The organism is Streptomyces sp. NPDC005866 (assembly GCF_040629895.1).
In the GTDB taxonomy this organism is placed as follows: Bacteria; Actinomycetota; Actinomycetes; order Streptomycetales; family Streptomycetaceae; genus Streptomyces.
This window is the reverse complement of record NZ_JBEXWP010000030.1, coordinates 69218-95619: the sequence shown is the minus strand read 5'-3', so window position 1 is coordinate 95619 and position 26402 is coordinate 69218. Positions and strand designations below refer to the sequence as shown.

General features: G+C 70.3%; 23 protein-coding genes. 7 read left to right on the top strand and 16 right to left on the bottom strand.

Features of this window, described 5'->3' with window-relative positions; all coding sequences use genetic code 11:
* Positions 1-8: 8 nt before the first annotated feature.
* Positions 9-1163, bottom strand: a complete 1155-nt coding sequence (locus ABZ396_RS34265) for a cystathionine gamma-synthase (RefSeq protein ID WP_358915620.1) — start codon at positions 1161-1163, stop codon at positions 9-11.
* A 96-nt stretch (positions 1164-1259) separates the two neighbouring features.
* On the opposite strand from ABZ396_RS34265, the gene ABZ396_RS34260 reads away from it, so the two are divergent.
* Together ABZ396_RS34260 and ABZ396_RS34255 are read left to right on the top strand one after the other, a co-directional pair.
* Complete coding sequence (locus tag ABZ396_RS34260) at positions 1260-2378, top strand: hypothetical protein (RefSeq protein ID WP_358915622.1); 1119 nt, start codon at positions 1260-1262, stop codon at positions 2376-2378.
* 105 nt (positions 2379-2483) lie between these two features.
* The gene (locus ABZ396_RS34255) at positions 2484-3794 is read left to right on the top strand and encodes a GNAT family N-acetyltransferase (protein WP_358915624.1); all 1311 of its coding nucleotides are present in this window, start codon (positions 2484-2486) and stop codon (positions 3792-3794) included.
* Between the two features lie 209 nt (positions 3795-4003).
* Here ABZ396_RS34255 and ABZ396_RS34250 read toward each other — a convergent pair whose 3' ends face one another.
* From ABZ396_RS34250 to ABZ396_RS34235, 4 genes are all read right to left on the bottom strand, one after another.
* Positions 4004-5155, bottom strand: a complete 1152-nt coding sequence (locus ABZ396_RS34250; protein ID WP_358915626.1) for a hypothetical protein — start codon at positions 5153-5155, stop codon at positions 4004-4006.
* Between the two features lie 238 nt (positions 5156-5393).
* Positions 5394-5906, bottom strand: coding sequence for a peptide-methionine (S)-S-oxide reductase MsrA (gene msrA / locus ABZ396_RS34245; RefSeq protein WP_358915627.1), 513 nt, complete (start codon positions 5904-5906; stop codon positions 5394-5396).
* A 238-nt stretch (positions 5907-6144) separates the two neighbouring features.
* Positions 6145-6468, bottom strand: a complete 324-nt coding sequence (locus tag ABZ396_RS34240; RefSeq protein WP_358915629.1) for a hypothetical protein — start codon at positions 6466-6468, stop codon at positions 6145-6147.
* A gap of 66 nt (positions 6469-6534) precedes the next feature.
* Complete coding sequence (locus ABZ396_RS34235) at positions 6535-6918, bottom strand: VOC family protein (RefSeq protein ID WP_358915630.1); 384 nt, start codon at positions 6916-6918, stop codon at positions 6535-6537.
* Positions 6919-6998: 80 nt separating this feature from the next.
* Here ABZ396_RS34235 and ABZ396_RS34230 point away from each other — a divergent pair, with 80 nt between their 5' ends.
* Positions 6999-7292, top strand: coding sequence for an iron chelate uptake ABC transporter family permease subunit (locus ABZ396_RS34230; protein WP_358915632.1), 294 nt, complete (start codon positions 6999-7001; stop codon positions 7290-7292).
* 12 nt (positions 7293-7304) lie between these two features.
* Here the strand turns inward: ABZ396_RS34230 and ABZ396_RS34225 are convergent, their stop codons facing one another.
* On the bottom strand, positions 7305-8348 hold the full coding sequence (locus ABZ396_RS34225; protein ID WP_358915634.1) for an NAD(P)-dependent alcohol dehydrogenase: 1044 nt from the start codon (positions 8346-8348) through the stop codon (positions 7305-7307).
* Positions 8349-8517: 169 nt separating this feature from the next.
* On the opposite strand from ABZ396_RS34225, the gene ABZ396_RS34220 reads away from it, so the two are divergent.
* Complete coding sequence (locus ABZ396_RS34220; protein WP_358915636.1) at positions 8518-9411, top strand: helix-turn-helix transcriptional regulator; 894 nt, start codon at positions 8518-8520, stop codon at positions 9409-9411.
* A gap of 82 nt (positions 9412-9493) precedes the next feature.
* Here ABZ396_RS34220 and ABZ396_RS34215 read toward each other — a convergent pair whose 3' ends face one another.
* From ABZ396_RS34215 to ABZ396_RS34195, 5 genes are all read right to left on the bottom strand, one after another.
* The gene (locus ABZ396_RS34215; protein ID WP_358915638.1) at positions 9494-12799 is read right to left on the bottom strand and encodes a S8 family serine peptidase; all 3306 of its coding nucleotides are present in this window, start codon (positions 12797-12799) and stop codon (positions 9494-9496) included.
* A 231-nt stretch (positions 12800-13030) separates the two neighbouring features.
* Complete coding sequence (locus ABZ396_RS34210; protein WP_358915640.1) at positions 13031-13714, bottom strand: ABC transporter ATP-binding protein; 684 nt, start codon at positions 13712-13714, stop codon at positions 13031-13033.
* Between the two features lie 179 nt (positions 13715-13893).
* Positions 13894-15369, bottom strand: coding sequence for an ABC transporter permease (locus ABZ396_RS34205; protein ID WP_358915642.1), 1476 nt, complete (start codon positions 15367-15369; stop codon positions 13894-13896).
* Between the two features lie 134 nt (positions 15370-15503).
* Positions 15504-16748 (bottom strand): Ig-like domain-containing protein, encoded by a 1245-nt coding sequence (locus ABZ396_RS34200; RefSeq protein ID WP_358915643.1) that lies wholly within the window; start codon positions 16746-16748, stop codon positions 15504-15506.
* Positions 16749-16970: 222 nt separating this feature from the next.
* The gene (locus tag ABZ396_RS34195; RefSeq protein WP_358915645.1) at positions 16971-17315 is read right to left on the bottom strand and encodes a hypothetical protein; all 345 of its coding nucleotides are present in this window, start codon (positions 17313-17315) and stop codon (positions 16971-16973) included.
* A gap of 109 nt (positions 17316-17424) precedes the next feature.
* On the opposite strand from ABZ396_RS34195, the gene ABZ396_RS34190 reads away from it, so the two are divergent.
* Complete coding sequence (locus tag ABZ396_RS34190; RefSeq protein ID WP_358915647.1) at positions 17425-17751, top strand: LAETG motif-containing sortase-dependent surface protein; 327 nt, start codon at positions 17425-17427, stop codon at positions 17749-17751.
* A gap of 292 nt (positions 17752-18043) precedes the next feature.
* On the opposite strand, the gene hutH is transcribed toward ABZ396_RS34190, so the two are convergent.
* From hutH to ABZ396_RS34175, 3 genes are all read right to left on the bottom strand, one after another.
* A complete protein-coding gene (hutH, locus tag ABZ396_RS34185; protein WP_358915910.1) occupies positions 18044-19612 on the bottom strand; it encodes a histidine ammonia-lyase in 1569 nt (522 codons plus the stop codon).
* 76 nt (positions 19613-19688) lie between these two features.
* On the bottom strand, positions 19689-20834 hold the full coding sequence (locus ABZ396_RS34180) for a sensor domain-containing diguanylate cyclase (RefSeq protein WP_358915648.1): 1146 nt from the start codon (positions 20832-20834) through the stop codon (positions 19689-19691).
* A 95-nt stretch (positions 20835-20929) separates the two neighbouring features.
* Positions 20930-21724 (bottom strand): enoyl-CoA hydratase-related protein, encoded by a 795-nt coding sequence (locus ABZ396_RS34175; protein ID WP_358915650.1) that lies wholly within the window; start codon positions 21722-21724, stop codon positions 20930-20932.
* A 209-nt stretch (positions 21725-21933) separates the two neighbouring features.
* Between ABZ396_RS34175 and ABZ396_RS34170 the strand changes: the two genes are divergently transcribed.
* On the top strand, positions 21934-22503 hold the full coding sequence (locus ABZ396_RS34170; RefSeq protein ID WP_358915652.1) for a hypothetical protein: 570 nt from the start codon (positions 21934-21936) through the stop codon (positions 22501-22503).
* On the opposite strand, the gene ABZ396_RS34165 is transcribed toward ABZ396_RS34170, so the two are convergent.
* Together ABZ396_RS34165 and ABZ396_RS34160 are read right to left on the bottom strand one after the other, a co-directional pair.
* Positions 22478-23584 carry an adenylate/guanylate cyclase domain-containing protein gene (locus tag ABZ396_RS34165; RefSeq protein WP_358915654.1) on the bottom strand — a complete coding sequence of 369 codons (1107 nt, stop codon included), beginning with the start codon at positions 23582-23584 and terminating at the stop codon, positions 22478-22480. The genes ABZ396_RS34170 and ABZ396_RS34165 overlap by 26 nt on opposite strands.
* Before the next feature lie 244 nt (positions 23585-23828).
* Positions 23829-24695: a biotin--[acetyl-CoA-carboxylase] ligase gene (locus ABZ396_RS34160; protein ID WP_358915656.1), complete on the bottom strand. Its 867-nt coding sequence runs from the start codon at positions 24693-24695 to the stop codon at positions 23829-23831.
* Between the two features lie 110 nt (positions 24696-24805).
* Here ABZ396_RS34160 and ABZ396_RS34155 point away from each other — a divergent pair, with 110 nt between their 5' ends.
* Complete coding sequence (locus ABZ396_RS34155; RefSeq protein WP_358915658.1) at positions 24806-26401, top strand: acyl-CoA carboxylase subunit beta; 1596 nt, start codon at positions 24806-24808, stop codon at positions 26399-26401.
* Position 26402 lies beyond the last annotated feature (1 nt).

The window sequence follows — 26402 nt, the reverse complement described above, 5'->3', positions numbered from 1 at the left end:
CGGCGGAACTAACCCAGCGCCTGCTGGAGGTCCTCCAGCAGGTCGTCGACGTTCTCGATGCCCACGGACAGGCGTACCAGGTCGGCGGGCACCTCAAGGGCGGAACCGGCCGCCGAGGCGTGCGTCATCCGGCCCGGGTGCTCGATCAGCGACTCGACACCGCCCAGGGACTCCCCCAGGGTGAACACCTTGGCGCGGTCGCAGACCTCGACCGCCGCCTCCTCGCCGCCCGTGACCTGGAAGGAGACCATGCCGCCGAAGGCCTTCATCTGCTTGGCGGCGGTCTCGTGCCCGGGGTGCTCGGGCAGACCCGGGTAGAGGACACGCGTCACTCGCGCGTGACGGCTCAGCATGTCGGCGATCCTGGTGGCGTTCTCGCTGTGCCGGTCCATGCGCACCGCGAGCGTCTTGGTGCCGCGCAGCACCAGCCACGAGTCGAACGGCCCGGCGACCGCGCCCATCGCGTTCTGGTGGTACGCCAGCTCCTCGCCCAGCGCCTGGTCCGACACGATCAGCGCGCCGCCGACCACGTCCGAGTGACCGCCCATGTACTTCGTCAGCGAGTGCACGACGACGTCCGCGCCGAGCGACAGCGGCTGCTGCAGGTACGGCGTGGCGAAGGTGTTGTCGACGACGAGCCTGGCGCCCGCGTCATGGGCGACCTGGGCGACGGCGGCGATGTCGGTGATGCCGAGCAGCGGGTTGGACGGGGTCTCCACCCAGACCGCCTTGGTCTTCGGCGTGATCGCGGCGCGCACGGCGGACGGGTCGCTGGTGTCGGCGACGGACCACTCCACGCCCCACCGGGAGACGACCTTCGCGAACAGCCGGAACGTGCCGCCGTACGCGTCGTTCGGGATGACCACGTGGTCGCCGGGGCTGAGCAGCGTGCGCAGCAGGGCGTCCTCGGCCGCCAGTCCGGACGCGAACGCGAGCCCGCGGCGGCCGCCCTCCAGCGCGGCGAGGTTCTCTTCCAGGGCGGTCCTGGTGGGGTTGGCGCTGCGGCTGTACTCGTAGCCGCCGCGCAGGCCGCCGACGCCGTCCTGTTTGTAGGTCGAGACCTGGTAGATCGGCGGTACGACCGCACCGGTGAGGGGGTCCGCCGTGTTGCCCGCGTGGATGGCGAGCGTCTCGAAGTGCTGACTGATGTGCCTGTCGCTCATGGATGACGAGCCTAGTGCTCCCGCGCCCGCAGTGCGTTGTCCACAGGTCGCGGGACCGGTTGGCCAATTGTCCGCGCCGTCTGGTTCGCTTAGCGCATGGCGATTCTCTGGGCCCTGATGGCGTTGCTCCTGCTGAGCTTCGTGCTGCTCCCCGTCCTGCGGCGGCGGCGCGGCATGATCGAGCGGGTCCACCCGAGCCACCCGGACGCCGCCGACCCGGCGGACTACGGCTTCGTGCGCGAGGAGGAGCTGGACATCCGGATGCCCGGCGCCGACCAGGACCTGCTCGACGTCCTCGACCTGGTGCAGCGGAGCCAGGACTACCGAGCGGCGGCGCAGCTGCTCGCGGGCACGGAGATCGCGGGCGAGCTGCGCTGGCAGCGGGTGCAGGCCTTCGCCGGCGCGGCGGCGCTGGAGCTCCAGCAGCGGCCGGGCGGGATCAGTGAGACGCCGGGCGGGCAGTGGCTGCGGGTGTGGCGGGCCGAGCAGCCCAAGGACGCGGGCGGCGCGGCCGTGCACGCGGAGTTCCTGGTCCAGCAGGCGTGGCGGACGTCGACGCCGGGCACGGACGACTTCCGGATCATCATGGAGGAGGCCAGGGACGCCTGCGGGCAGGCGGCGCTGCTGTCCCCCGGGGACCCGGTGCCTTACATCGTCGAGCTCTCGGTGGCCCGCGGGCTGAACTACCCGCGGCCGGAGTTCGAGAAGCTGTGGCTGAAGATCCTGGACCGCGCGTCCTCGCACATGGGGGCGCATCTCGCGGCGCTGCACTACTGGTGCGAGAAGTGGCACGGCTCGCGTGAGCTGGCGTACTCCTTCGCCGAGGCGGCCGCCGCGCGCGCCCCGCAGGGCTCGCTGCTGGCCGCGATGCCGCTGTTCGCGGTCTTCGAGCACCTCCCCGAGGTGAACCTGGTGGCGAGCTTCTACCAGAGCGAGGTCGTCACCAAGGCGGTCCACGGCGCCCTGCACGCGGAGCACTCGGCCCGCCAGGACGATCCGATGCTCGCCCATGTCCGGCATCTGCTGGTCTTCTTCCTGGTCCGCTCCGAGCGCTGGGCGGAGGCCATGGGCGAGCTGATACACGTCGACGGGCATGTGGGGGCCCTGCCGTGGACGCTGTCCGCGAGCCCGGCCGCCGAGTTCGCCCTCTACCGCGCGCTGGCCGTGGCGGGTTACGAGGCGAACGGCGGGAGCCCGGCGACGCTGCTGCACTGAGCCGCGTTGCCGCCGCTTTCAGGGGTCCGGTGGGCTGCCTGGAGCCCGCCTGGGTTCGTCACGCAGCGCTTCGGAGGGAACAATGGAACTCCCGCGCCGTGTGAGGTGGTGGCGATGCCTGCTTGGCACCTGCGTGACTACCACGAAGACGATCTTGACCAGGCCATCGACATCTGGGACCAGAGCCGCCGGGCCGACGAGGACCAGGTGTTCGCGGTGTCCGAGGTCATGACGGCGGCCAAGGCCGGAGAGACGGCGGTCGTCGCGGTTGTCGGCGATGAACTGGTCGGCATGGCCGTGGCACAGGCGTACGGAAAGCGGGGGTGGATCCTCCTGATGGCGCTCGCCGCCCGCTGGCGCGAGCGCGGGATCGGCAGCGCACTCCTCTCCGATCTCGAGCGGCGCCTGCGGGCACTGGGCGTGCGCCACATCAGCGCGCTGCTGCCCGCCGGCGCCGCGGGGACGAAGGCTCTGCAGAACTCCGGCTACCGGATCCGCGAGGGTCTCACCTACTACGAGAAACTCGAACCCCCTGAGACCGCCAACGCGGAGGTCCTCGCGGCGCTGGGCGGCCGCGTGCTGCCCGGGGGGCTCTGGAACGCCATGGCCGGCATGGAGCAGGAGAAGCAGGTCGTCGAACGCCGTGTCGTGCTCCCGCTGACCGAACCGGCGCTGGCAGACCGTTACGGCGTCGTCCCGCCCAAGGCGATCATCCTGTTCGGCCCGCCGGGCACCGGAAAGACCAGTTTCGCCAAAGCGGTCGCCTCACGGCTCGGCTGGCCGTTCGTGGAACTCTTCCCCTCCCGGCTCGCGGCCGACACGAACGAGGGACTGGCCGTGGCGCTGCGGGAGGTCTTCGCGGACCTGGCAGAACTGGACTCGGTTCTGCTCTTCATCGACGAGGTCGAGGAGATCGCCGGTGCGCGCTCCGGGAAGGCGGTCGATCCCGGGCACGGAGTGACCAACGAGCTGCTCAAGCTCATCCCCATCTTCCGTGAGCACGACGCGCGGCTGCTGGCCTGTGCCACCAACTCGGTTCGCTCTCTCGACGCGGCGTTCCTGCGGCCGGGCCGGTTCGACTACGTCATCCCCATCGGCCCTCCGGACGCGACCGCCCGCGCGGCGATCTGGACCCGTTATCTCAGGACCTCCGTCGAGACCTCCGTCGAGACCTCCGTCGAGTCGGTGGACATCGCCCAACTCGTCCGGGCCAGCGAGCTGTTCACCCCGGCGGACATCGAGTTCGCCGCCCGCAAGGGCGCACAGGCGGCGTTCGAGCGCGAAGTCACCCATCGTCGGGGCCGGCCGGCCACGACCGAGGACTACATGACCGCCATCGCCGACACGCGGCCGACGCTCACCGCACAGGCCATCCAGGAGTTTGCGGAGGACATCGACAAGTACCGTCGGCTCTGAGACGGACTCCATGGGTGAACCACCATGGGAGGGCCGCAGGCAGGGGCGGTCCCCGGAAAGTCCCGATCAACACTTTCGCATCTCACAGAAATCGCCGGGGACCTGGCCGGTGCCCGACAGGTGTTCCGCGGAGGAACCCTGTCGCGGTTGACCGGTCCTATTTGCAACGATTGCTCTGGTTTGCGGCATAGTCAAGAGGGTCGGCCCCGTTACTGGGCGGCGGTCGGCTGCGGGGGGAGTTCGAACCGCAGCAGGGCCCCTGCCTGGTGCGTGCGCAGTTCCGTCTCCGTGTCCACGTGCCGCACCTCGCCCCCGTCGTCGATGACGGTCTGGGCCAGTTCATCGATCACGTCGGGCACCTCGCGCAGCGGCTCCCCGCAGAGCGGGCAGGCCTTCCCCGAGCGCACCAGCAGCCCGTCCCGGTCGCAGACGAAACCCGGTACGACGGCCTGCTCGTCCACCGCCAGCGTCCGGGTCGCGGCCAGGGACGCCGCCCACAGCGTCTCGTCGAGCCCGACGGCGGCAGGTCTGCCGGCGGCCTTGGCCTCGAGGATCTCGCCGACCAGCCGCCGCTGCTCCTCCTCGGCGTGGCCGGCGACGAGCTCCCGGACCTTCTGCCGGATGTCTTCGGGCGTCGCGGTGTCCCGGTCGAGGGTGAAGGTCCCGACGAGGCGGTCTGTCAGCTCACGCGGCAGGAAGTCGACGAAGACCGACACCTCGTGCGCCTGACCGCCGACGGCGAGCAGGTCGTAGCCCCCGCTCGCGAACAGTTGCTTGAGCTCGCCGACCAGCCGCCGGTAGTGCTTCTTGCTCAGCTCGTCCGCCTTGTTGCGCAGGCGGTACTCGGCGTACTCGTCGGCGTAGGCGTGTTTGCGCAGCGCACGGTCACGGATCACCTCGAGCTCGCGGACCTCGTCGAGGTAGTACTCCCAGACCTGGCCCACGCTCCTGTCCACGACGACGGCGCAGGTGCGGTAGTACTCGTCGAGCACACCCAGGAGGGGCCGGACATAGGGATCGGCGTCCACCACGATGCTCTCGTGCGTCCTGCGGGGCAGCCACACCTGTTCGTAGATGTCGTGGCCCGCGCAGGAGAAGACCGCGACGGTCCCAGGCCGGAGTGGCTCCTCACTCAGTGTCTTGTCGATCCTCGCGATGTCCTCGCGGAGCGAGAGCCGCACGGCGTGCTCGGCCGAACCGTCCTCCGCGAGCGGCCGGATGCGGTCCAGCAGGCTCGATACGCGGCTGTCGAATTGGCGGCGGTCGGGCCTGCCGGGGTTCACCGGGACGTACAGCGACACCAACGGGAGTCCGTCGCCTCTCAGCCGCAGGATTCGCTCGACCTGCTCTTGCGTGATCATCGCCGCTCCTCGCCGCTCCATGAGCCTCGTCGCCCGATGGGCCTCGCCCTTCGTTCCAGCTAACGAGGTGGGCGCAGCGGCGGCAACCGCAGCGCGACGGCCGCCGGACCGTCGATGCCATGTGGAGTGCCCGGACATGGCCTGACCGGCGCGTACGGCGGGCACCCCCGAGCGCGAGCGCGGCCCGGCCGTGGGCGTCGGCCGGGCAGCCTCCGCCCTGTGCCGGGCCGCCTCGCGGTCAGCGCTCCGTGCGGGCCGGCAGCCGCCATCCCGGGCGCGGGAAGTGGCAGGTGTAGCCGTCCGGGTAGCGCTCCAGGTAGTCCTGGTGCTCGGGCTCGGCCTCCCAGAAGGGGCCGACCGGCTCCACCTCGGTGACGACCTTGCCCGGCCACAGCCCGGAGGCGTCCACGTCCGCGATCGTGTCCTCGGCGATCCGCTTCTGCTCGTCGTCCACGTAGTAGATCGCCGAGCGGTAGCTGAGGCCGATGTCGTTGCCCTGGCGGTTCCTGGTGCTCGGGTCGTGGATCTGGAAGAAGAGCTCCAGGATCGCGCGGTAGTCGGTCTTCTCGGGGTCGAAGAGGATCTCGATGGCCTCCGCGTGCGTTCCGTGGTTGCGGTACGTCGCGTTCGGCACGTCACCGCCGGTGTATCCGACCCGGGTCGCCGTCACGCCCGGGAGCCGGCGGATCAGGTCCTGCATACCCCAGAAGCAGCCGCCCGCCAGCACGGCCCTCTGTGTCTGCGCAGCCATCACGGACCCTCCAATTTCTGTCAGCTCGGTCACTCGGGCTATTCGGCTCGCACATCACCGGCGTCCCGTGCCCACTCGCCTCAACGCGTGAGCGCTCCGGGCGATTCCGCGACTCCGAACCCGCCCGACCGGCCTGGCGGTCACCGTCCGCCGGCCCGCGCGAGCCGGCCCGGGAAATTGGGTTGCCCCGGCCCGGTGGGGACGGCTGAATGGCGCGTATGGCCGACATTCATGGCTCCTACGACGAGCTGCCGTACTGTGCGGGTTCTCCGCGGGTGCGGTTCTCGCCGCTCGGCGGGCCGTGGTGGGCGGCTGGCTGGTGGACGGCGTTCCGGTCTGTCCGCCGGACACCGCCGAGGACCTCGACGATGTCGAGGTCCGGCGGGGCCTCGGCCTCGTGCCGTTCGCGGGGGATGTGCATGCCGCCCAGTGGGGCACGCTGGCCCGGCTGGTCGCGGCGGTGTCGCACGGTTCCGTGCCGTACGGCGTCGCGATCGACGAGAACACCGTGCTGACGGTGACGGACGAGCGGGGCCTGGTCGGAGGGCGTGGGCGCGTGCACGTCGTACGGCCGTCCGGTGACAGGGCGGGTGCGGTCGTACCCGGCCGGTACGTCCGTGCCGCTGGATCAGCCGCCGCTGCCATAGGGCCGGGTGAGGATTTCCAGGCGGTGGCCGTTGGGGTCGTCGAAGTAGGTCCCGCGGCCGCCGTCGTTGGTGTTGATCTCGCCGGGGCGGCTGTGCGACGGGTCGGCCCAGAAGGAGAGGCCGGTCTCCCGGACGCGGGAGAAGATCTCGTCGAAGTCGTCCTCGGAGACCAGGAAGGCGTAGTGCTGCGGCGGTATGTTCCCGGGGGTCTCCATGTAGTCGAGGGTCACGCCGTTCGGTAGGGCGACCGGGACGAACGGGCCGTATTCCGGGCTGACTTCCAGTCCGAGGACGTCGGCGAGGAACCTGGCCGAGGCGTGCTTGTCGTGTGCGGCGACGATGGTGTGGTTCAGGTGCACGGTCATCGTGGGACCTCCTTCCGTCCAACGTACTCCCGACATTGATTTAGGTAAGCCTTACCTTAGCCGTCGACCGGGAGCAGGTCGTGCATGCGTCGAGAATGAGGGCCGTCCTGTCCGTATCCGCCGTGTCCGTCGTCGGCGGTCTGCTGGCCGGTTGCGGTTCCTCCGCCGCCGACGACGATGCCGGTCCCGTCGCACGCCGACGGGACCGTCCTCACCTACCACTGGTCTGCTCGGCGTCGACGGGCGGGCTGGTGCTGGTGACCGCCGACCTGGTGGCCCGCACCCTGGTGCCTCCGCCGGAGGTACCGGTGGGTGCGCTCACCTCCCTGGTCGGCGGTCCCTGTCTGCTCCATCTCCTCGGCAGACGGAAGTGACCCGGAGGTGACTCAGATCGTCGCCGTGTCGATCACGAAGCGGTAGCGGACGTCGCTGTTGACGACCCGCTCGTACGCCTCGTTGACCTGGTCGGCGCGGATGAGCTCGATCTCGGCGCCCAGGTGGTGCTCGGCGCAGAAGTCGAGCATCTCCTGGGTCTCCGGGATACCGCCGATGTTGGAGCTGGTCAGGACGCGGCGGTTGCCGAAGACGGAGGAGAGCAGCAGCGGGGCCGGCTCCTCCGGGAGGCCGACGTTCACCATCGCCCCGTCGGTGCGCAGCAGCGACAGGTACGCGTCGAAGTCGAGCGGCGCCGACACCGTGTTGAGGATGATGTCGAACGTGCCCTTGAGCTCCTCGAAGGTCTTAGGGTCGCCGGTGGCGCGGTAGTCCGTGGCGCCCAGCTTCAGACCGTCGTCCTTCTTGCGGAGCGACTGGGACAGGACGGTGACCTCGGCGCCGAGCGCCGCCGCGATCTTGACGGCCACGTGGCCCAGGCCGCCGAGGCCGACGACCGCGACCTTCTTGCCGGGACCGGCGTTCCAGTGCTTCAGCGGGGAGTACGTGGTGATGCCGGCGCACAGCAGAGGCGCGGCGACGTCGAGGGAAAGGCCGTCGGGGATGCGGACGACGTAGTTCTCGTCGACGACGATCTTCTGCGAGTAGCCACCGTAGGTGGGCTGCCCGTCCTTGCCCACGGCGTTGTACGTCCAGATGGGGCCGCTGCCGGTGCAGTACTGCTGGAGACCGGCCCTGCAGTTGTCGCACTCGCGGCAGGAGTCGACCATGCAGCCGACGCCCACCCGGTCCCCCACCGCGTACTTGGTGACGCCGGGGCCGGCCTCGGAGACGACGCCCGCGATCTCGTGACCGGGCACCATCGGGAAGATCGCCGTACCCCAGCCCTCGCGGACCTGGTGGATGTCGGAGTGACAGATACCGGCGAACTCGATGTCGATGAGGACGTCGAATTCACCGACCGCGCGCCGCTCGATCGTGGTCCGCTCCAGCGGGGCCTTCGCGGCGGGCGCGGCGTAAGCAGCAACAGTGGTCATAAGGGGGGTTCTCCTAGGGGTGTCTTCGTGCCCGGTTGCCTTCGTCCGGGCACGGTCCCAGCCTCCCCCGCGCCACGTCCGCCACCCAGCCCCCGCCTCCACGTATGTCTGGCGTGCCTACCACTGGCGGGGTCAGGTTCCTGTGCGTACGACCGTGAATACTGGAGGTATGGAAGACCAGTCCCCGCCATCCTCCCCGTCCCTGGATCGGCGTGCCGAGCTCAGCGAGTTCCTGCGTACCCGGCGAGCCCGGCTGCTCCCCTCCGACGTGGGGCTGCCGGACTTCGGGCGGCACCGCAGGGTGCCGGGGCTGCGGCGCGAGGAGCTGGCCCAGCTGGCCGGGGTGTCGGTCGCGTACTACACGCGCCTTGAGCAGGGCAACGGGCGGAACGTGTCGGCGGAGGTGCTGGACGCGATCGCCCGCGCACTCCGGCTCACCGACGCCGAGCACGCGCATCTCATGCATCTCGCCAAGGGCAAGCAGCACAAGAAAAAGGCGTCGGCGCGGCCACAGCAGGTGCGCCCGGCGCTGGGCCAGCTGCTGGACAGCATGGAGGGCGTACCGGCGTACGTCTACGGGCGGCGCTCGGACATCCTGGCATGGAACAGGATGGCGGCGGCGGTCTTCGGTGACTGGGGGGAACTGCCGGTCATGGACCGCAACTGGGCGCGGCTGGTGTTCATGCGGCCCGACTACCGCGATCTCTTCGTCGACTGGGAGCAGAAGGCCATCGACATCGTGTGTCAGCTGCGGATGGACGCGGGCTGCTATCCCGACGACACCCGGCTGTCCGCGCTGGTCGGCGAACTCTCCGTTAAGAGCGAGGAGTTCCGCCGGCTGTGGGCGACGCACGACGTCAAGGAGAAGAGCCACGGGGTGAAGCGGCTGCACCACCCGCTGGTGGGCCCGCTGTCGCTCACCTTCGAGTCGTTCCGGCTGCCCGACGACGCCGACCAGGCCCTGGTCACGTATCACGCGGAACCGGGCTCGGCGTCGGTGGAGGCGCTGCGCCTGCTGGCCAGCTGGGGCACGGACGCGACCCGGGTCGCCCCGGCCCCCTGACCTGACCCGCGCATGGGAACGGCCCGCCGGAAGCCGCGCTTCCGACGGGCCGCTCGTTGTGGATCCACTCAGTGGCTACGACTCACTTGGCGTAGTACGCGTTGTAGATCGAGATCGTCGACTTGTTGCCCTTCTTGTCGGCGATCTTGGCGTGGAACGAGACGGCCTTGCCCTTGGCCGGGTTCTTGACGGTGATCTTGCCGTGGCTCACCGTCAGCTTCTTCCAGGTCCGGCCGTAGTCGTACGACACGTAGACCGAGAGGGACTTCAGGTTGCGGCCGGCGGCCGCGCCCTCGACGGTGACCGGGAAGGTGACCGTCCTGCCCGCCTCGACGCGGCTGTCCAGGCCGGTATTGGCGCCGAAGTGGACGGTGGAGGCCGGCAGCCGGCCCGAGGCGACGCTGGTCGGCTTCTTCGAGTGGAAGGTCCAGCTCGCGTCGATCCGGGTGGAGGCGGCCGCGACCTTGACCGAGCGGATGACCGAGGTGGTCAGCTTGTACTCGGCGTCACCGGACGGCACGGTGAACGCGTCGCCGCCGAACAGCGGGTCCTTGTTGGAGCCCACCTTGGTGCCGTTGCGGTACAGGGTGGTGTTCACCGACAGGAAGTCGGAGGACCCGGGGTGCTTGGCGCCGTCGGAGAACAGCGGGACGAAACCGTAGATCTGGTTGCCGTCGCGGAACAGACCGTAGTCGCTGGTCAGATGCGGGCCGAAGACCGCCGTGTTGAAGGTGTTCTTGTAGGTCTGGCCCGCCTTGTACGGCTGCGGGTCGGCCGTGTAGAAGGCGTCGGCGATCGGCATCCCCTGGGCGTCGTGGCCGCTGTACTGCGTGAGGTCGAAGCCCCACAAGGCGCCGTCCACGGTGGAGAGGTGGAAGGTGCGGGTGCCGGGCAGCTTCTGCTCCACGCTGCCGCCCGTGGCCACGCCCGCGCCGACGATGCCCCACGGGCTGAGCGAGCCGGTCTTGCCCGAGGCGGCGGCGCCGACGGAGTTCTTCACCGTGGAGAACTCAGCGGTCTTGAAGTGCCGGACCTTGTCGCCCTGGAGCTTCTTGACCTGGGCACTGGTGGCGACGTCGTACTCCTCGTCGGCGCCCTTGGTGAACTGGCCGCTCCAGGACTGGGTCAGACCGCTCGCGACCTCGCCGCCCAGCGGCGCGACCCGGATCTTGTCGAAGGTGTCGAAGCCGACCCCGAACCCGGCGCCCGCCGGGTCGTACATGTAGTCGACCATCGCGGAGTTCGGCTTGGCCTGCGCGTCCGGCACGGTGATGTCGGCCGCCTTGGTGGTGCGGGCGTCGATGGTGACCGTGAGGTCCTTGGTGACGCTCAGCTGGGGCTGGACCAGCCAGTCGAGACCGCCGTCGAAGGTGGTGAAGTCCTTCGTGATCCAGGCGTCGAGCAGGTACGTGCCCTTCGGCACCCGGAACGTGGTGGTCCCGGAGTCGACGGCCGGCACGTTGAAGGCGCGCCCGTCACCGAGGCCCGAGTAGCCGATCAAGGCGGTGTTGTAGACACCGGTCGGGTTGCCGTCGCGCCCGATGTGCTTGACGGTGACGCTGTACGACTGCACCTCACGCTGCACCGCGGCCGCCGTGCGGACGCTCTGGCCGTCGCCGGTCGCCGTGACGTACGCCGAGTAGGCGCCGTCGAGGGTGCCGCCCAGCTTGGTGTCGACGGTGAGGCCGACGGAGGCCGTGCCGCCCGCCGGGACGGTCACCTTGGTCGCGCCCAGCTTGAAGAAGCCGGCCGGGGCCGCCGCGCCCTTGGGGTCGGTGGCACTCGACGCGAGGCTGAGGGTGACGTCCTTGGTGCCGAGGTTGCGGTAGGTCAGCTGCTTGGTGACCGGGGTGTCGTCGGTGTGCGGCCACTGCTGCACACCGAAGTTCACCGACACCGGGTCGGCGACCACGGTCTGCTTGATGGCCTTGTCGACCTGGATACGGCCCGAACCCTGCTGGAACGGCGTGTACTTGCCGCCCTTGGTGGAGCCGGTCAGCGCGGCCTTGAGCTCCTGGTAACCCCAGTCGGGGTGTTCCTGCTTCAGGATCGCGGCGGCGCCCGCCACATGCGGGGTCGCCATCGACGTACCGGAGATGGTCAGGTAGCCGGCCGGGTTCTCGCCGACCTCCTGGTCGATGACACTGCCCTTGGCAGCGGCCGCGGTGATGTCGACGCCGGGCGCGGTGACGTCCGGCTTGAGGGCGCCCCCGGCGCTGGGGCCGGTGGAGGAGAAGTCGGCCAGCTTGTCGTTGCCGTCGACGGCGCCTACGGTGAGCGCGGCGTCCGCGCTGCCCGGCGAACCGATCGACTCGGGGCCCCCGTTGCCCGCGGCGATCGCGAACAGCATGCCCTTCTCGTTGGACAGCTTGTTGACCTCGGCCTCGAGCGGGTCGATCTCCGGGGTGTCGTAGCCGCCCAGGCTGAGGTTGACGACATCGGCGCCCTGCGCCGCCGCCCACTCCATGCCGGCGAGGATGCCGGAGTCGTCACCGGAGCCGTTGTCGTCCAGGACCTTGCCGTTGAGGATCTTCGCGCCGGGCGCGACACCCGTGTACTTGCCGTGCGACTTGGCGCCGGTGCCCGCCGCGATGGAGGCGACGTGCGTGCCGTGGCCGAAGTGGTCGGTGGCGTCGGCGGCCGTGGTGAAGTTCTTGGACTCGATCACCTGGTCCTTGAGGTCCGGGTGGGTCGCGTCGACACCGGTGTCCAGGACGGCGATCTTGACGCCCTTGCCGTTGTAGCCGGCCGCCCACGCCTTGGGGGCACCGATCTGCGGCACGGACTTGTCGAGGCTGGCCTTGCGGACGCCGTCGAGCCAGACGTGCGCGATGCCGGAGGCGGCCTTGTCCCCGTTGGTGACCGCGTCCCACAGGTCCGGCGTGTCCTTGACCGGGGTCTGCACGGCGTCGGCGTTGAGCGTCTTGAGGCTGTGGCGCAGGGTGCCGGCGTCGCGGACGTCGGCCTTGGTCGCGGTGGCGGCGCCCTGGTAGCCGACGATGACCTTGAGGCCGTTCTTCTGCGCCGTGCGGGTCGTGACCTTGTTCAACTCGGTGACGTCGAACAGCCGTTGGTCCAGCTTGCCGGAGGCGATCAGCTGGACGGCGTCACCGGGGACGACGAAGGTGTGCCCGTCGGCCTTGCGGATCTGGAAGGGTATGTGCTGTCGTCCTTCGGCCCGCTCCAGGCCGACGACCCGGCCCTTGGCGTCGAGGGCGACCCGGTCACCGGTGATCAGGGTGACGTGGTGCCTGGCGGTGATCGAAGAGGCGGACCCGGCGGCCGAGGCGGCACGCTGCTCCGTCTTCGCCGACGCCGGACTGGTCATGCCCGCGGCGAGGGCGACGGCTGCTGCCGTGGCCACCGTGGCCGCGGCGGCTCTTTTCACTTGTCTGCGCAAGACTCCCCCTGGGAGACGGTGTGCCGGGCGAATTCCCCATTCACCCGGCCGGGGGCAGTCCCGTACGCGTATGCGTCAACCCCCCGGAATACGGAGTATGCCGGGGGGTGATCAGCGGGCTCAATAGATGAGAGACCGGTAAGGAGAGTGCGCGGGAACTGTTACGCGCCGGGGCGAACACCGTTACACAACCGCGCGGTTGTGCGACGGGGTTCAATGTTAAGCGCCGGCGTTCTCCTTGACGGTGATCTTGCCTTTGCGGATGGTCGCCAGCCGCGGGGCCTTCTTCGCGATCGCGGAGTCGTGGGTGACCATGATGAAGGTCAGTCCGTGCTCCTTCCACATGCGCTCCAGTACGTCCATGATCTCGTCGCGCATGCCCTCGTCGAGGTTGCCGGTGGGCTCGTCGGCGAGCAGCACCTTGGGCTGCTTGACGAGGGCCCGGGCGATGGCGACGCGCTGCTGCTGGCCGCCGGACATCTCGGAGGGCAGGTGCCCGAGGCGCTCGCCGAGACCGACCGACGTCAGCGCCTCGGCGGCACGCTCACGGCGTTCCCTGGTCCTGACGCCGAGCGGGACGAGGGCGGTCTCGACGTTCTCCTGGGCGGTGAGCGTGGGGATCAGGTTGAACGACTGGAACACGAAGCCGACGTTCTCGCTGCGGACCCGGGTCAGCTTGGTCTCGGAGAGCTTGGCCAGGTCGGTGCCGTCCAGGACGACTTCACCGGAGGTCGGCCGGTCCAGGCCGCCGATCATCTGGAGGAGGGTGGACTTGCCGCCGCCGGTGGGGCCCTGGATGACCAGGCGGTCACCGTCGGAGATGGTGAGGTCGATGCCGTCGAGGGCGCGGACGGTGTCCTTGCCGCGGGAGTAGAGCTTGGCGACGTTTCTGAGTTCGTACATGGTGGCTCCTGGAGGGTTGTGGGGGTGGGGCGGCCGGGTGTCTGCGGGCCCGCTACAGCGCGGGCACGCCTGTCAGTTGACGTAGCTGCGGGCAGTCGTGCCGCTTGGGGCGGCACGGGTGGGCGCAGCGGCACCCTGCACGCGCCGGTAAGCGACACCCCCGCCCCAGCCCACGTCAGCTACTCCACGCGCCGCAGTGCGTCCGCCGGGCGGAGCCTGGACGCCCGCCAGCCGCCGAACGCGCCCGCGATCAGGCCGCCGGCCACCGCCAGGCCCACGGCCACCGCGATCGTCGTCACGCTGACCGGGGCCGTCAGGGCGACCTCCAGGGTCTTCGCGGCCTGCCGGCCGCCGCCGAAGCCGCCACCCCCGCCGGGGCCGCCGCCCGCGTTGCCGCCGCCACCGGCTCCGCTGCCGAGGGAGGCCTGCAGGCTGGGGCTGATCTCGGTGACGACGTACGCGCCCACCAGACCGAGGGCGATACCGAGCGCACCGCCGACCAGGCCGTTGACCATGGCCTCACCGATGACCTGCCCGGTGACCCGGCGGGACTTCCAGCCCAGCGCCTTCAGCGTGCCGAACTCGCGGACGCGGCGGGAGACCGCCGAGGAGGTCAGCAGTCCGGCGACCAGGAACGCGGCCACCAGCACCGCGATGGACAGCCACTTGCCGACGTTGGTGGCGAGGGAGGACGCCGTGGAGAGGGAGCCGGAGACGGTGTCCGCGAGGTCGGCGGAGGTGGTGACCGTGGTACCCGAGACGTTCTTCTGGATGGTCGACTTGACGGCCGAGATCTGCTGGGAGTCGGTCGCCTTGACGTAGATCGTGGTGACCTTGTTCTTCTCGCCGGCCAGCGTCTGGGCCTGTTTCAGCGGCATGTAGAGGTTGGCCGCGGCGTCGCCGCTGTCGGCCGTCGCGATGCCGATGATCGTGAACTTGACCTTGTTGATGGTGACGGTCGAACCGGCCTTGTACTTCTTCTCCTTGGCGTACGCCGAGTCGGCCACCAGCACCTTGGCGTCGGTCTCGGTCGTCTTGAAGGTACGGCCGCTGGTGATCTTCGACGAGGTCAGCGGGCCAATCCCGGTCTGGGTGACGTCGGTGCCGTAGACCGTGTACGAGTTGACGTCGAAGTTGGCGCCACCGCCCCGGACCTCACCCTGCGGCGCGCCGGTGCCGCCGCCGTTGCCCTGGCCCTGGCCGCCCTGCTGGTTGCCGCCGTTCTGGTTCTGCTGGAACTGACCCCGGGTGAACTGGCCGTCGATCTTCACCACGTTGAGGTTCAGCCCGCCGACCGCGGTCGCGACGCCCTTCTGGTCCGAGACCTTGGTGACGGTGGAGGAGGCGAGGGTGGTGAAACCCTGCACCCTGACGCGGTCGCTGCTCTGAGTGCTCGACGAGTCGTTGTTCTGCGCGTCGAACTGGAAGCGCGGACGCTGGGAGTCACTCGTGGACGCCGACGCGGCCTTGGTGACGGTCATGTCCGTCCCCAGGCCGTACAACGACTGGAGGACCTTGTCCTGTGCCTTCCCCATGCCGTTGGACACGGAGTTGACCACGATGACCAGTGCGATGCCCAGCGCGAGGCCGGAGGCGACGACAAGAGCCGCTTTTCTGCGGCGGCGCAGTTCGCGCCTCAGGTAGGTGAAGAACATGACGGCAAGCTAGGGACGCCCCGTGATGGCTCGATAAGGGCGGAATAAGAGAAGCATGAGAAGGCTGTGGCGGACCCCGGAAACGCCGGTGCCGCCCTGGGGGCGGCACCGGTGAGCTGTGTGTCGGCTGTGCGTCAGACGGCCGAACCGGCCTTCCAGGCGGTCCAGTTCAGGTTCCAGCCGTTGAGGCCGTTGTCGGGGGCCACGGTCTTGTCGCCGGTGTTGGAGATGACCACCACGTCACCGACGATCGAGTTGCTGTACATCCAGTAGGCGGGCGTGCTGGTGTCGTTGGCGCCCTTGGTGTCGGACATGCCCACGCAGCCGTGGCTGGTGTTCACGGCGCCGAAGATGGACTTGGCGCCCCAGTAGTTGCCGTGCAGGAACGTGCCGGAGTTGGTGAGGCGGATGGCGTGCGGCACGTCCTTGATGTCGTACTCGGCCTTGCCGTCGTTGTCGGTGAAGCCGACAGTCGTGCCGTTCATGCGCGTCTGCTTGAACTTCTCGGACATCACCATGATGCCGTTGTACGTCGTGTGCTGGGGCGAGCCGGCCGATATCGGGATGGTCTTGACGGTCTTGCCGTCCTGGGTGACCTTCATCTGCTTGGTCTTGGCGTCGACGTAGGAGACCTGGTTGCGGCCGATGTGGAAGGTGACCGTCTTCTGCTGGACGCCGTAGACACCGGAGGCGCCCTCGACACCGTCGAGCGCGAGCTTCAGCGTGACGGTGGAGTTCTCCTTCCAGTAGTCCTGGGGCCGGCAGTCCATGCGCTGGGTGGAGAACCAGTGGCAGGCGACCTCCTGGCCGCTGCTGGAGGAGACCGTGATGCCCTTCTGGACGGCGGCCTTGTTGGTGATCTGCTTGTCGAAGTTGATCGACACGGGCATGCCGACGCCGACCGTCGAGCCGTCCTCCGGGGTGAAGCTGCCTATGAAGCTGTTGGTCGGGGAGACCGTGCTGAAGGAGGCGTTCTCGTGCGCGATCAGGCCGGCGGAGTCCTTGGCCTCGGCGGCGACCTTGTAGGTGGTGGACCGCTCCAGCTGGACGGAGGGCTTCCAGCTCGTCTTGTCGGCGGACAGGGCACCGGTGACCGCGGTGCCGGCGGCGGTGGTCATGGTGACGCTGGTGAGCGTGCCCTTGCTGACGGTGACGGCGGCGGAGTTGTTGATGGACGCGTTGCTCGACCCGTCCTTGGGCGTGATCGTGATGTCGGCCTTCGACGACTTCTTGGCCGCGGCCGCGTCCGCCTGGGCCTGGGAGCTCTCACCACTGCCGGACGCCTTGCTGTTGCTGCCCGAACACGCCGTGAGCACCAGCACACCGCCGAGCAGTGCGGACGCGGCCATCAGGCTCTTGCGCCGCTTACTGTCCGTCATCACACGCTTCTCCATCACTGCCGAGTCCGCGAACACACCGAGAGCCCCCGTCAAAACCTTCAACGCTACGGCCGCTTCGTCCCGTTCCACATTCCTGAGATGTGTGGGGCACACCACTTCCGCCGGGGCGGCCGGTGCGGCGGGGTTCGGTCCGTGCGCCGTCTGAGACGACGAAACCCCGGACGGCGGTTGCCGTCCGGGGTCACTGGTTCCCCGGATCGTTCAGCCGATGCCGTCCTCTTCTTCGTCGCCCGCGCCATCTTCCTCGTCAAGGTCCCAGTCCGGCGAATCCGGATCATAGGAAACGTGCTCGCTCGACCAGGAGGCCTGCTGCAGCTCTACCCCGGGCACCTCGCTGACCAGGTCGAACGGATCAACGAGATGGGCCAGGGCCTCGGCGGTGTCTTCCGTCACAGCGGTCTCGGCGTGCGTCCGCTCCTCGCCGGGCAGCTCGGGGTCCTCGGCGATCCGCTGCAGCGCGGCCTTGGTGACCTCGTCGGCGTCCTCGACTTCGAGGACCAGCTCCACCCGAAGCCGCACAAAACGTGATGTCTCTGGAGTGCTCATGCCCGGAGCGTACGGCCGAAACCTCCCGTGACTTTCCCGTGACCCGCGATTTTCACTAACATCACCCCGCACGGCCAATTCGCCAGCTTCACAAGGGGATCGATATTCCGTGTCATCCGTTCGCCGCCCGTTGCTGACCGCCACCGCCGCAGGCACGCTCCTGTGCGCGCTGTGGTTCGTCCCGTCCGCCAACGCGTCGCAGGACGCCCCGGCGAGAACCGGCACGTCGGAGAGTTCGGAGAGTACGGCGACGCAGGTCACCCAGCAGGCCAAGGCGCTCTCCGAGGCCACCTCCGATGCGACCGTGGACGCCACCCAACTCGCCGACACCGGAGGCCCGGACACCACGCCGTACATCGTCGGAGGCACCCTCTCCCTCGCCGTCGGCGCGGGGTTCGTGGTCTATTCGGTCCGCCGGGAACGACTGGAATTTTAATAACGTGACCGGTCCTTGACCGGGGACTCACAGTCCCGTCATGAAGAGATCATCGGGCGCTCGGATGTGTACCCTCGCCGCCGGCGGCGCACTGTCCCTCGCCCTCATCACAGGCTGCTCCGACGGGAGTTCGCAGGACGCGACCGGCTCCGCGGACTCCGCCTCCACCACGCAACTCCCCGCGGCCCCTTGAGAGGGGCCGCGGGGAGAAACCCAGGGGCGCGGGGCCGTATCGATATGCGGCTACCGCCGCGTGGGCGCGACCAGCCCCCACGCACCCGCGCCCGACCGGCTACCGCAACGGCCCGGTCACCTTCTCCGCCGCCTCGACAAGCGCTCCGCCCCGCACGAACTCCTCCGCCGCGGCCAGGTCAGGGGCCAGGTACCGGTCAGGCCCCGCCCCCCGCACCCCCGCGGAGCGCGCCGCTTCGATCACGGCCCGCGAGGCCGGTGCCGGCGCCAGCCCCACCCTCAACTCGATCGCCCGGGTCGCCGCATACAGCTCGACAGCGATGATCCGCGCCAGATTGGCCACGGCCGTACGCAACTTGCGCGCCGCCGACCACCCCATGGACACATGGTCCTCCTGCATCGCGGAGGACGGAATCGAGTCGGCCGACGCCGGAACCGCGAGCCTCTTCAGCTCGCTGACCAGCGCCGCCTGGGTGTACTGGGCGATCATCAGGCCCGAGTCGACGCCCGCGTCGTCCGCCAGGAACGGCGGGAGCCCATGGCTGCGGTTCTTGTCCAGCAGCCGGTCGGTCCGCCGCTCGGCGATGGACCCGAGGTCGGCCACGGCGATGGCGAGGAAGTCGAGGACGTAGGCGACCGGCGCCCCGTGGAAGTTGCCGTTGGACTCCACCCGCCCTCCCCCAGTGCCGAAAGCCTGGGAGGTGCCCCCAGGCAGCACGACCGGGTTGTCGACGGCCGAGGCCAACTCCCGCTCGGCGACGAGGCGGGCGTGCGCGAGGGTGTCCCGCCCGGCCCCGGCGACCTGCGGAGCACACCGCACGGAGTACGCGTCCTGCACCCGCGGCGCGTCGTCCTGGTGGTGCCCGGTGAGCTGGGAGCCCTTGAGCACGGCGAGCATGTTGGCGGCGCTGTCACCCTGCCCGGGGTGCGGGCGGATCGCGTGCAGCTCGGGCGCTAGCACCTTGTCCGTCCCGAGCAGCGCCTCAAGGCTCAACGCGGCCGTGACATCGGCGGACTTGTAGAGCATGTCCAGGTCGGCGAGGGCCATGACCAGCATGCCGAGCATGCCGTCGGTGCCGTTGAGGAGCGCGAGCCCCTCCTTCTCGCGCAGTTCGACGGGGGCGATCCCGTGCTCGGCGAGCAGCTCACCGGCAGGGCGGACGACCCCGTCCGGCCCCTCCGCGTCCCCCTCTCCCATGAGCGTGAGTGCGCAGTGGGAGAGCGGGGCCAGGTCGCCGGAGCAGCCGAGGGAGCCGTACTCGTGCACGACCGGGGTGATGCCGGCGTTGAGCACGTCGGCCATGGTCTGGGCGACCTCGGGACGCACACCGGTGTGTCCGGAGCAGACGGTCTTCAGCCGCAGGAACATCAGGGCCCTTACGACCTCGCGCTCCACCCGCGGCCCCATGCCGGCCGCGTGCGAGCGGACGATGTTGCGCTGCAGCTGGGCCCTCAGCTCCTGGCTGATGTGCCGGGTCGCGAGCGCGCCGAAGCCGGTACTGACGCCGTAGACCGGGTCCGGTTTGGCCGCAAGCGCGTCCACGATCCGCCGGGCCGCCGCGAGCGCCGCGACCGCCTCCGCCGACAGTTCGACCCAGGCCCCGCCGCGTGCCACGGCGAGGACGTCGGACGCGGTGACGCCGGACGTCCCCACCACCACAGTGTGCATATCCATATTCAGGAGCGTACGCATTGAATGTTCCCGCTGTCACTAGTGGGGTACGGGGTTGCCCCTTACTCGTACGTCACAGTCCGCGGCGGCCACGGAAGCTGCGCCGCTCGGCCCGTTCCGGCGGGGGCGCGTCGGCCAGTCGTACGACGGGATCGTCCGGCCCCTCCCGGCCGGCCACCACCGGCCGGTCCGCGCGGAGCGCCTTGGCACGGTACTGCGCGGCGTCGGCGAGCCGGAAGAGACGACGGGCGGAGCCCACCGGCCCGATCGGGTCCGCGGTCGACGCGACCCCGCACGCGACTCCCTCCCCCAGCTCCAACTCCCCGGCGCGGCGGCAGAGTTCACCGGCCGCCTTGACCACGTCGTCCGCCGACGGGCCGACCACCAGCAGACAGAACTCGTCCCCGCCGAGCCGCGCGGCCAGGGCGCCCGGGAGCATCGCCCCGCACAGGGACAGGACCGACCCGAAGCGTTCGAGGAGGCGGTCACCGACGGCGTGCCCCTGGCTGTCGTTGACCCGCTTGAGTCCGTTGAGATCGCAGACGACGAGACTGACCACGGCGCCGTCCGCGCGGTGCTGGTCGATCGCCTCGTCCAGGCGTACGTCGACGGCACGGCGGTTGGCGAGCCCGGTGAGCGCGTCGGTGTACGCCAGCCGGCGGGCCTCCTCAAGACGCTCGGTCTGCGCGATCCCGGCGGAGACGACCGAGGCCAGGACGGTGGCGAAGTCGGCGTCGCCGCGGTCGAAGACGGAGGCGTGGGCGGCGCGGGCGACATACAGCTCGCCCCAGGCCCTGCCGTGCAGCAGGATCGGAGCGACCAGGCAGCAGCCGCGGCCCCTGCGACGCAGGGCGTCGACCCGCTGGTGGGAGTAACCGGGGCGGCCGGCGGCGGGGCCCTCGGCCGTCTCCACCCACGCATTGGGGCCGCCGCCGCCCGCCCAGCGTTCGTGGAGGAACTCGGTGATCTCCGGGAACTGGTGCACCGGGTAGGCCTCGGCGTCCGGGAACTCCTCCTCGTCCGGGGCGCGCTCCCCGACGTTCACGAGGACCCGCAGCCGGCCGAGCTCGCGCTCCCAGACGGAGAGCGCGGCGAAGCTGCCGTCCAGGGCACGGCAGGCACCGGCCGCGGCGGCGTGCCAGCACTCATGTGGAGTTTGGGCCGCGGCCATGCCCTGCGCCAGCGCCACTACAGCGGCGAGCCGGTTGTTCTCACCCATTACTCCAGGTTAGGGAGGATTGTCATGAATCGGGACATGGGTGCGGCGAACAGGTGTTGCGGGAACCCGCCCCCAGTCCGCGCCCACGGCCACCCCTACTCCCCCGGCCACTCCGGCTTCCGCTTCTCGTTGAAGGCCGCGACACCCTCCGCCCGGTCCCCCGAGAACGCCACCGACCGCCATGCCGCGTCCTCCACCTCCAAGCCCGCCCTCAGGTCCAGCCCGTGCCCGAGCCGCAGCGCCCGCTTCGCCGCCCGCAGCCCCACCGGGGAGTTCGCCGCCATCCGTTCCGCCAGCGCCAGTGCCGCCTCCCGGTCCTGTCCCGTCTCCACCAGTTGGTCGACCAGCCCCAGCTCATGCGCCTCCGGCGCCTCCACCCGCCGCGCCGAGAAGATCAGCTCGGCCGCGCGGGCCGCCCCGACCCGGCGGGGCAGCAGCTGCGTGCCGCCGCCTCCCGGAATCACGCCCACCGACACCTCCGGCAGGCCCACCACGGCCGTGCCGTCGGCCACGATCACATCGCAGGACAGCGCCAGCTCGAAGCCCCCGCCGAGCGCGTAGCCGTGCACGGCGGCGATCGTCGGCATCGGCAGCTCCAGTACGCCGGTGTACGCCCCGCGCGACAGCGGCCGCGACCGGACCAGCTCCGCGTCGGTCATGGAGTTGCGCTCCTTGAGGTCGGCGCCGACGCAGAACGCCCGCTCGTGCGAGGAGGTCAGCACGACCACCCGGGCGTCCCGGTCGGCGCTCAGCGCGGCGCACGCGGCCACGATCGAGCGGGCCATGTCCGCCGACACCGCGTTCATGGCCTTGGGCCGGTCCAGTACGAGTTCCACCACATGACCGTGCCGCCGTACCAGCACGAACTCCCCGTACCGTTCCTCGCTCATGACACCCTCCGCTCGACTCATCCCGCTCGCGTTAACGCCTGTTAACCGCACGATCATCGCAGCCGGGCCCGGCCCGGGGAAAGGGGCACGAACCGGCTCCGAGCCCCTCGTTCGAGTGACATCCCGGGAGACTCCCGGCGCACGCCCCAGACGAGCGCATAACGTGCGCGCCACGGCGCGTCGGGGGCGCGCAGCGGGGAGGGAGCGTCATGACAGGAACGCCGTCAGTCAGTCGCGGGGGGCGGCACCGCAAGCCCCGGCCGCGCAAGGTGCTGTTCGCCGCCGGAGGGCTCGCGCTGGCCGCCGGGGTGCTGAGCCTCGTACGGATGGCCCCGGAGGGCGGCGTAGGCACGTCCGGCACGGCGGAGGCAGAGCCCCGGCTGGACCCGACCGCCGACGCGACGGACCGGTCGGCGAACTCGGCCGCCACCGTCGGGCCGGTCCCCACGGCCGCCTCCTCGGCGGCCACCGTCATGGGCGGCGCAAGCCCCACCCCGACGGCCACCGCTGCCGCCACGCCGTCCATGTCGCCGTCGGTCTCGCCCACCGCACTGCCCGGCAGGGTCACGGTCCCGACCACCATCCCGACGGGCCCGGCACGGCCGGCAGGCACTTCACCGGCGCCGGCGACCAGCGCACCGGCCGCGACCCCCACCCCGACGCCGACGCCCCTGCCCAGTGCGCAGCAGCCGGGCCACGGTGTGTGTCTGCCGATCGTCGGACTGTGCGTGGACCCGCTGCTGGCCCCAGGCCCTAGGACTCCCCGTCGCGGCGGGTGAGCAGCCAGGGCTCGACCACACCGAGGCCACGCACCGGGCGCTGCCACATCGGCTGGAGCGCGAAGCGGTACGTCGGCGGTTCTTCGCCCTCCTTCTCGGCGGTGGCCGCGGCCTCGGCGGCCTCCGCCTCCGAGGCGGGCGCCTCGCCGCTGCGGATCAGTTCCTCGGCGAACGCCGAGTCGACGAGCACGGCGTCCCGGGGGGCTATGGAGGTCAGCCGGGAGGCCAGGTTCACGGTCGTACCGAAGACATCGCCCATTCGGGTGGTCACGGTGCCGAAGGCCATGCCGACGCGCAGCTCCGGCATCGTCTCGTCGTTCGCCATGGTCTCGACGAGGCGCAGCGCGATGTCTGCGGCCGTGCCCGCGTCGTCGGCGGCGTACAGGACCTCGTCGCCGAGGGTCTTGATGAGCCGGCCGCCGCGGGCCGCCACCAGGTCGGCGGCGGTGGTCTCGAAGGCCTCGACCAGCTCGCCGAGCTCCTCCTCCTCCATCCGCCGGGTCAGCCGGGTGAACCCGACGAGGTCGGCGAAGCCGACGGCCAGCCGCCGGTCGACCATCTCCTCGTCGTCGGCCGACTGCACGACCCGGCCGGCCGAGGCGGCGAGCTGGCGGCGCCAGACGTAGACCAGGAACTCCTCCAGCTCGGGCAGGAGCAGCTCGACGATCGGGTACGTGACCTCGGTGCGGGTCATGCCCGGCTCGGGGGGCTCGGTCAGGCCCTCCAGGAAGGAATCCATCTGCCACTCGGCCAGACGGGCGGTGGTCTGCCCGGTCGACCGTGCCACCTGCACGGCCATGGCCTCGCTGAGCAGGCCCGCCTCGACGAGACCGGCGAGCCGGCGCAGGGCCAGCACGTCGGCCTCGGTGAGCGCCTTCGCCTGTCCGATGTCCGCGAAGCCCATGGCCCGCCAGAACCTCGAAGCCAGTTCCATGGAGACACCGGCGCTGCGAGCCGCCTGGAACGGGGTGTAGCGGCGCTCGGCACCGAGGATCAGGCCTTCGAGGCGCAGCGCGAGCGGGTCCTCGCCGGAGTCGGCGGCGTCCGCGCCCTCGCCGGAGCCCGTGTCGTCGACGGTCACGCCTACTGCCCTTCCGATCTACCGCGGTCGCATACCGACCGGCCTCAACTCTACGGCAGCTGTGCGGTAGCTCACTTCGTGAGGTGGGCCGGCATCAGGGGTTACGGGGTGGTGAGAGGGGGCGCGGTGGTGGCAAGGCGCCCCCTACGGAGCACGTCGTAGCTGCGGGCAGCCGCGCCGGTGGTCGACGCCCCCCGCCCCAGCCTGCGCCCATCCGCACGACTCACGCCACCGCCGCCCCGCCTCACGCCGCCCGCAGATGCACGATGTCCCCCGCCCCCACCGGCTCCTGCACCCCCGCCTCCGTGGCGATCACCAGCCGCCCGTCCCCGTCCACGGCCACCGCCTCCCCCACCAGCGACCGGTCGCCGGGCAGCTCGGCCCGCACCGTCCGCCCCAACGTCGCGCACCCGGCCGCGTACGTCTCCTGGAGCCCGCTGCGCGCCGGATCGCCCTCCGCCGCGCGCCAGCGCCCGTACCAGTCCTCCAGCGACCGCAGCACCGCCCGCAGCAACGGATCCCGGTCCGTGGTCACCGCCCCCGCCAGTGCCAGCGACCCCGCCTGCGGCACGGGGAGCTCATCCGCACGGAGCGTGACATTGATGCCGACGCCGACCACGACACCGTCCTCGCCGGCCCGCTCCGCCAGAATGCCCCCGGCCTTGCGCTCCTCGTCACCGACGGTTACCAGCAGGTCGTTCGGCCACTTGAGTGCCGTGTCGACGCCGGCCGCCCGGGTCAGCCCCGTCGCCACCGCCACCCCGGTCAGCAGCGGCAGCCAGCCCCAGCGGGCCACCGGCACCTCGGCCGGCTTCAGCAGCACAGAGAAGAAGAGGCCCGAGCGCGCCGGCGCCGTCCACTGGCGATCCAGGCGGCCCCGCCCGGCCGTCTGTTCCTCGGCGACGAGCACGGTGCCCTCCGCGGCCTTCCCCGCGTTTGCCCGCGACACCAGCTCGCTGTTCGTGGAGCCGATGCGCTGCACGACCTCCACGCCGGTCCACAGCCCGCCCTCCCGCACCAGGCCCCTGCGCAGCCCCGCGGCACCGAGCGGTGGACGGTCCAGGTCGGACCAGCGATTGTTGTTCTCGTCTGCTGCGTCTCGCGGCGTCATGCAAGCCACCCTAGGTGTGTTGTACGCCGCACTGCCGTTTGGTAGGTGCCCCACTACTCTACGGATGAGTAACCGTCCCCCCTTTTGAGCAGGCAGGGAGCCGCATCCCGATGTCCGAGCCGGAAGAGATCGACATTCACACGACCGCGGGGAAGCTCGCGGATCTCCAGCGCCGTGTCCAGCAAGCGACACACGCCGGTTCGGAGCGCGCCGTCGAAAAGCAGCACGCCAAGGGCAAGTTGACGGCCCGTGAGCGGATCGAGCTGCTCCTCGACGATGGCTCCTTCGTGGAGTTGGACGAGTTCGCCCAGCACCGCTCCACCGACTTCGGGCTGGAGAAGAACCGGCCGTACGGCGACGGTGTCGTCACCGGGTACGGCACGGTGGACGGCCGGCCCGTGGCCGTCTTCTCCCAGGACTTCACCGTCTTCGGCGGCGCCCTCGGCGAGGTCTACGGCCAGAAGATCGTCAAGGTGATGGACTTCGCCCTGAAGACCGGCTGCCCGGTCATCGGCATCAACGACTCCGGCGGCGCGCGGATCCAGGAGGGGGTGGCCTCCCTCGGCGCGTACGGCGAGATCTTCCGCCGGAACACCCATGCGTCGGGGGTCATCCCGCAGATCAGTCTGGTCGTCGGCCCCTGCGCCGGCGGCGCCGTGTACTCCCCGGCCATCACCGACTTCACGGTCATGGTCGACCAGACGTCCCACATGTTCATCACCGGCCCGGACGTCATCAAGACGGTCACCGGTGAGGACGTCGGCTTCGAGGAGCTCGGCGGCGCCCGCACCCACAACTCGGTCTCCGGCGTGGCCCATCACATGGCGGGCGACGAGAAGGACGCCATCGAGTACATCAAGCAGCTGCTGTCGTACCTGCCGTCCAACAACCTCTCCGAGGCTCCGGTCTTCCCTGAGGAGGCCGAGCTGGCGGTCACCGACGAGGACCGCGAGCTGGACACCCTGGTCCCGGACAGCGCGAACCAGCCGTACGACATCCACACGGTGATCGAACATATCCTCGACGACAGCGAGTTCTTCGAGACGCAGGCCCTGTACGCGCCGAACATCGTCACCGGCTTCGGACGCGTCGAGGGCCACCCGGTCGGCATCGTCGCCAACCAGCCGATGCAGTTCGCCGGCTGCCTCGACATCAAGGCGAGCGAGAAGGCGGCCCGCTTCGTCCGCACCTGCGACGCCTTCAACGTCCCCGTCATCACCTTCGTCGACGTCCCGGGCTTCCTCCCCGGCGTCGACCAGGAGCACGACGGCATCATCCGCCGCGGCGCCAAGCTGATCTACGCCTACGCCGAGGCGACGGTCCCCCTGATCACCGTCATCACCCGCAAGGCCTTCGGCGGCGCCTACGACGTCATGGGCTCCAAGCACCTGGGTGCCGACCTCAACCTCGCCTGGCCGACCGCCCAGATCGCCGTCATGGGCGCCCAGGGCGCCGTCAACATCCTGCACCGCCGGACCATCGCCGAGGCGGCGGCCGGCGGCGAGGACGTCGAGGCCGTGCGGGCCCGCCTGATCCAGGAGTACGAGGACCACCTCCTCAACCCCTACACCGCCGCCGAACGCGGTTACATCGACGCCGTGATCATGCCGTCGGACACCCGCCGCCATGTCGTACGGGGCCTGCGCCAGCTCCGCACCAAGCGCGAGTCGCTGCCGCCGAAGAAGCACGGGAACATCCCCCTGTAAG

What these genes read in the sequence shown, in the direction of transcription:
- ABZ396_RS34265 (WP_358915620.1), bottom strand. Translation starts at nt 1,163, where the DNA reads ATGAGCGACAGGCACATCAGTCAGCACTTCGAGACGCTCGCCATCCAC.
- ABZ396_RS34260 (WP_358915622.1), top strand. Translation starts at nt 1,260, where the DNA reads ATGGCGATTCTCTGGGCCCTGATGGCGTTGCTCCTGCTGAGCTTCGTG.
- ABZ396_RS34250 (WP_358915626.1), bottom strand. Translation starts at nt 5,155, where the DNA reads ATGATCACGCAAGAGCAGGTCGAGCGAATCCTGCGGCTGAGAGGCGAC.
- msrA (WP_358915627.1), bottom strand. Translation starts at nt 5,906, where the DNA reads ATGGCTGCGCAGACACAGAGGGCCGTGCTGGCGGGCGGCTGCTTCTGG.
- ABZ396_RS34235 (WP_358915630.1), bottom strand. Translation starts at nt 6,918, where the DNA reads ATGACCGTGCACCTGAACCACACCATCGTCGCCGCACACGACAAGCAC.
- ABZ396_RS34225 (WP_358915634.1), bottom strand. Translation starts at nt 8,348, where the DNA reads ATGACCACTGTTGCTGCTTACGCCGCGCCCGCCGCGAAGGCCCCGCTG.
- ABZ396_RS34220 (WP_358915636.1), top strand. Translation starts at nt 8,518, where the DNA reads ATGGAAGACCAGTCCCCGCCATCCTCCCCGTCCCTGGATCGGCGTGCC.
- ABZ396_RS34210 (WP_358915640.1), bottom strand. Translation starts at nt 13,714, where the DNA reads ATGTACGAACTCAGAAACGTCGCCAAGCTCTACTCCCGCGGCAAGGAC.
- ABZ396_RS34205 (WP_358915642.1), bottom strand. Translation starts at nt 15,369, where the DNA reads ATGTTCTTCACCTACCTGAGGCGCGAACTGCGCCGCCGCAGAAAAGCG.
- ABZ396_RS34200 (WP_358915643.1), bottom strand. Translation starts at nt 16,748, where the DNA reads ATGACGGACAGTAAGCGGCGCAAGAGCCTGATGGCCGCGTCCGCACTG.
- ABZ396_RS34195 (WP_358915645.1), bottom strand. Translation starts at nt 17,315, where the DNA reads ATGAGCACTCCAGAGACATCACGTTTTGTGCGGCTTCGGGTGGAGCTG.
- hutH (WP_358915910.1), bottom strand. Translation starts at nt 19,612, where the DNA reads ATGCACACTGTGGTGGTGGGGACGTCCGGCGTCACCGCGTCCGACGTC.
- ABZ396_RS34180 (WP_358915648.1), bottom strand. Translation starts at nt 20,834, where the DNA reads ATGGGTGAGAACAACCGGCTCGCCGCTGTAGTGGCGCTGGCGCAGGGC.
- ABZ396_RS34175 (WP_358915650.1), bottom strand. Translation starts at nt 21,724, where the DNA reads ATGAGCGAGGAACGGTACGGGGAGTTCGTGCTGGTACGGCGGCACGGT.
- ABZ396_RS34170 (WP_358915652.1), top strand. Translation starts at nt 21,934, where the DNA reads ATGACAGGAACGCCGTCAGTCAGTCGCGGGGGGCGGCACCGCAAGCCC.
- ABZ396_RS34160 (WP_358915656.1), bottom strand. Translation starts at nt 24,695, where the DNA reads ATGACGCCGCGAGACGCAGCAGACGAGAACAACAATCGCTGGTCCGAC.
- ABZ396_RS34155 (WP_358915658.1), top strand. Translation starts at nt 24,806, where the DNA reads ATGTCCGAGCCGGAAGAGATCGACATTCACACGACCGCGGGGAAGCTC.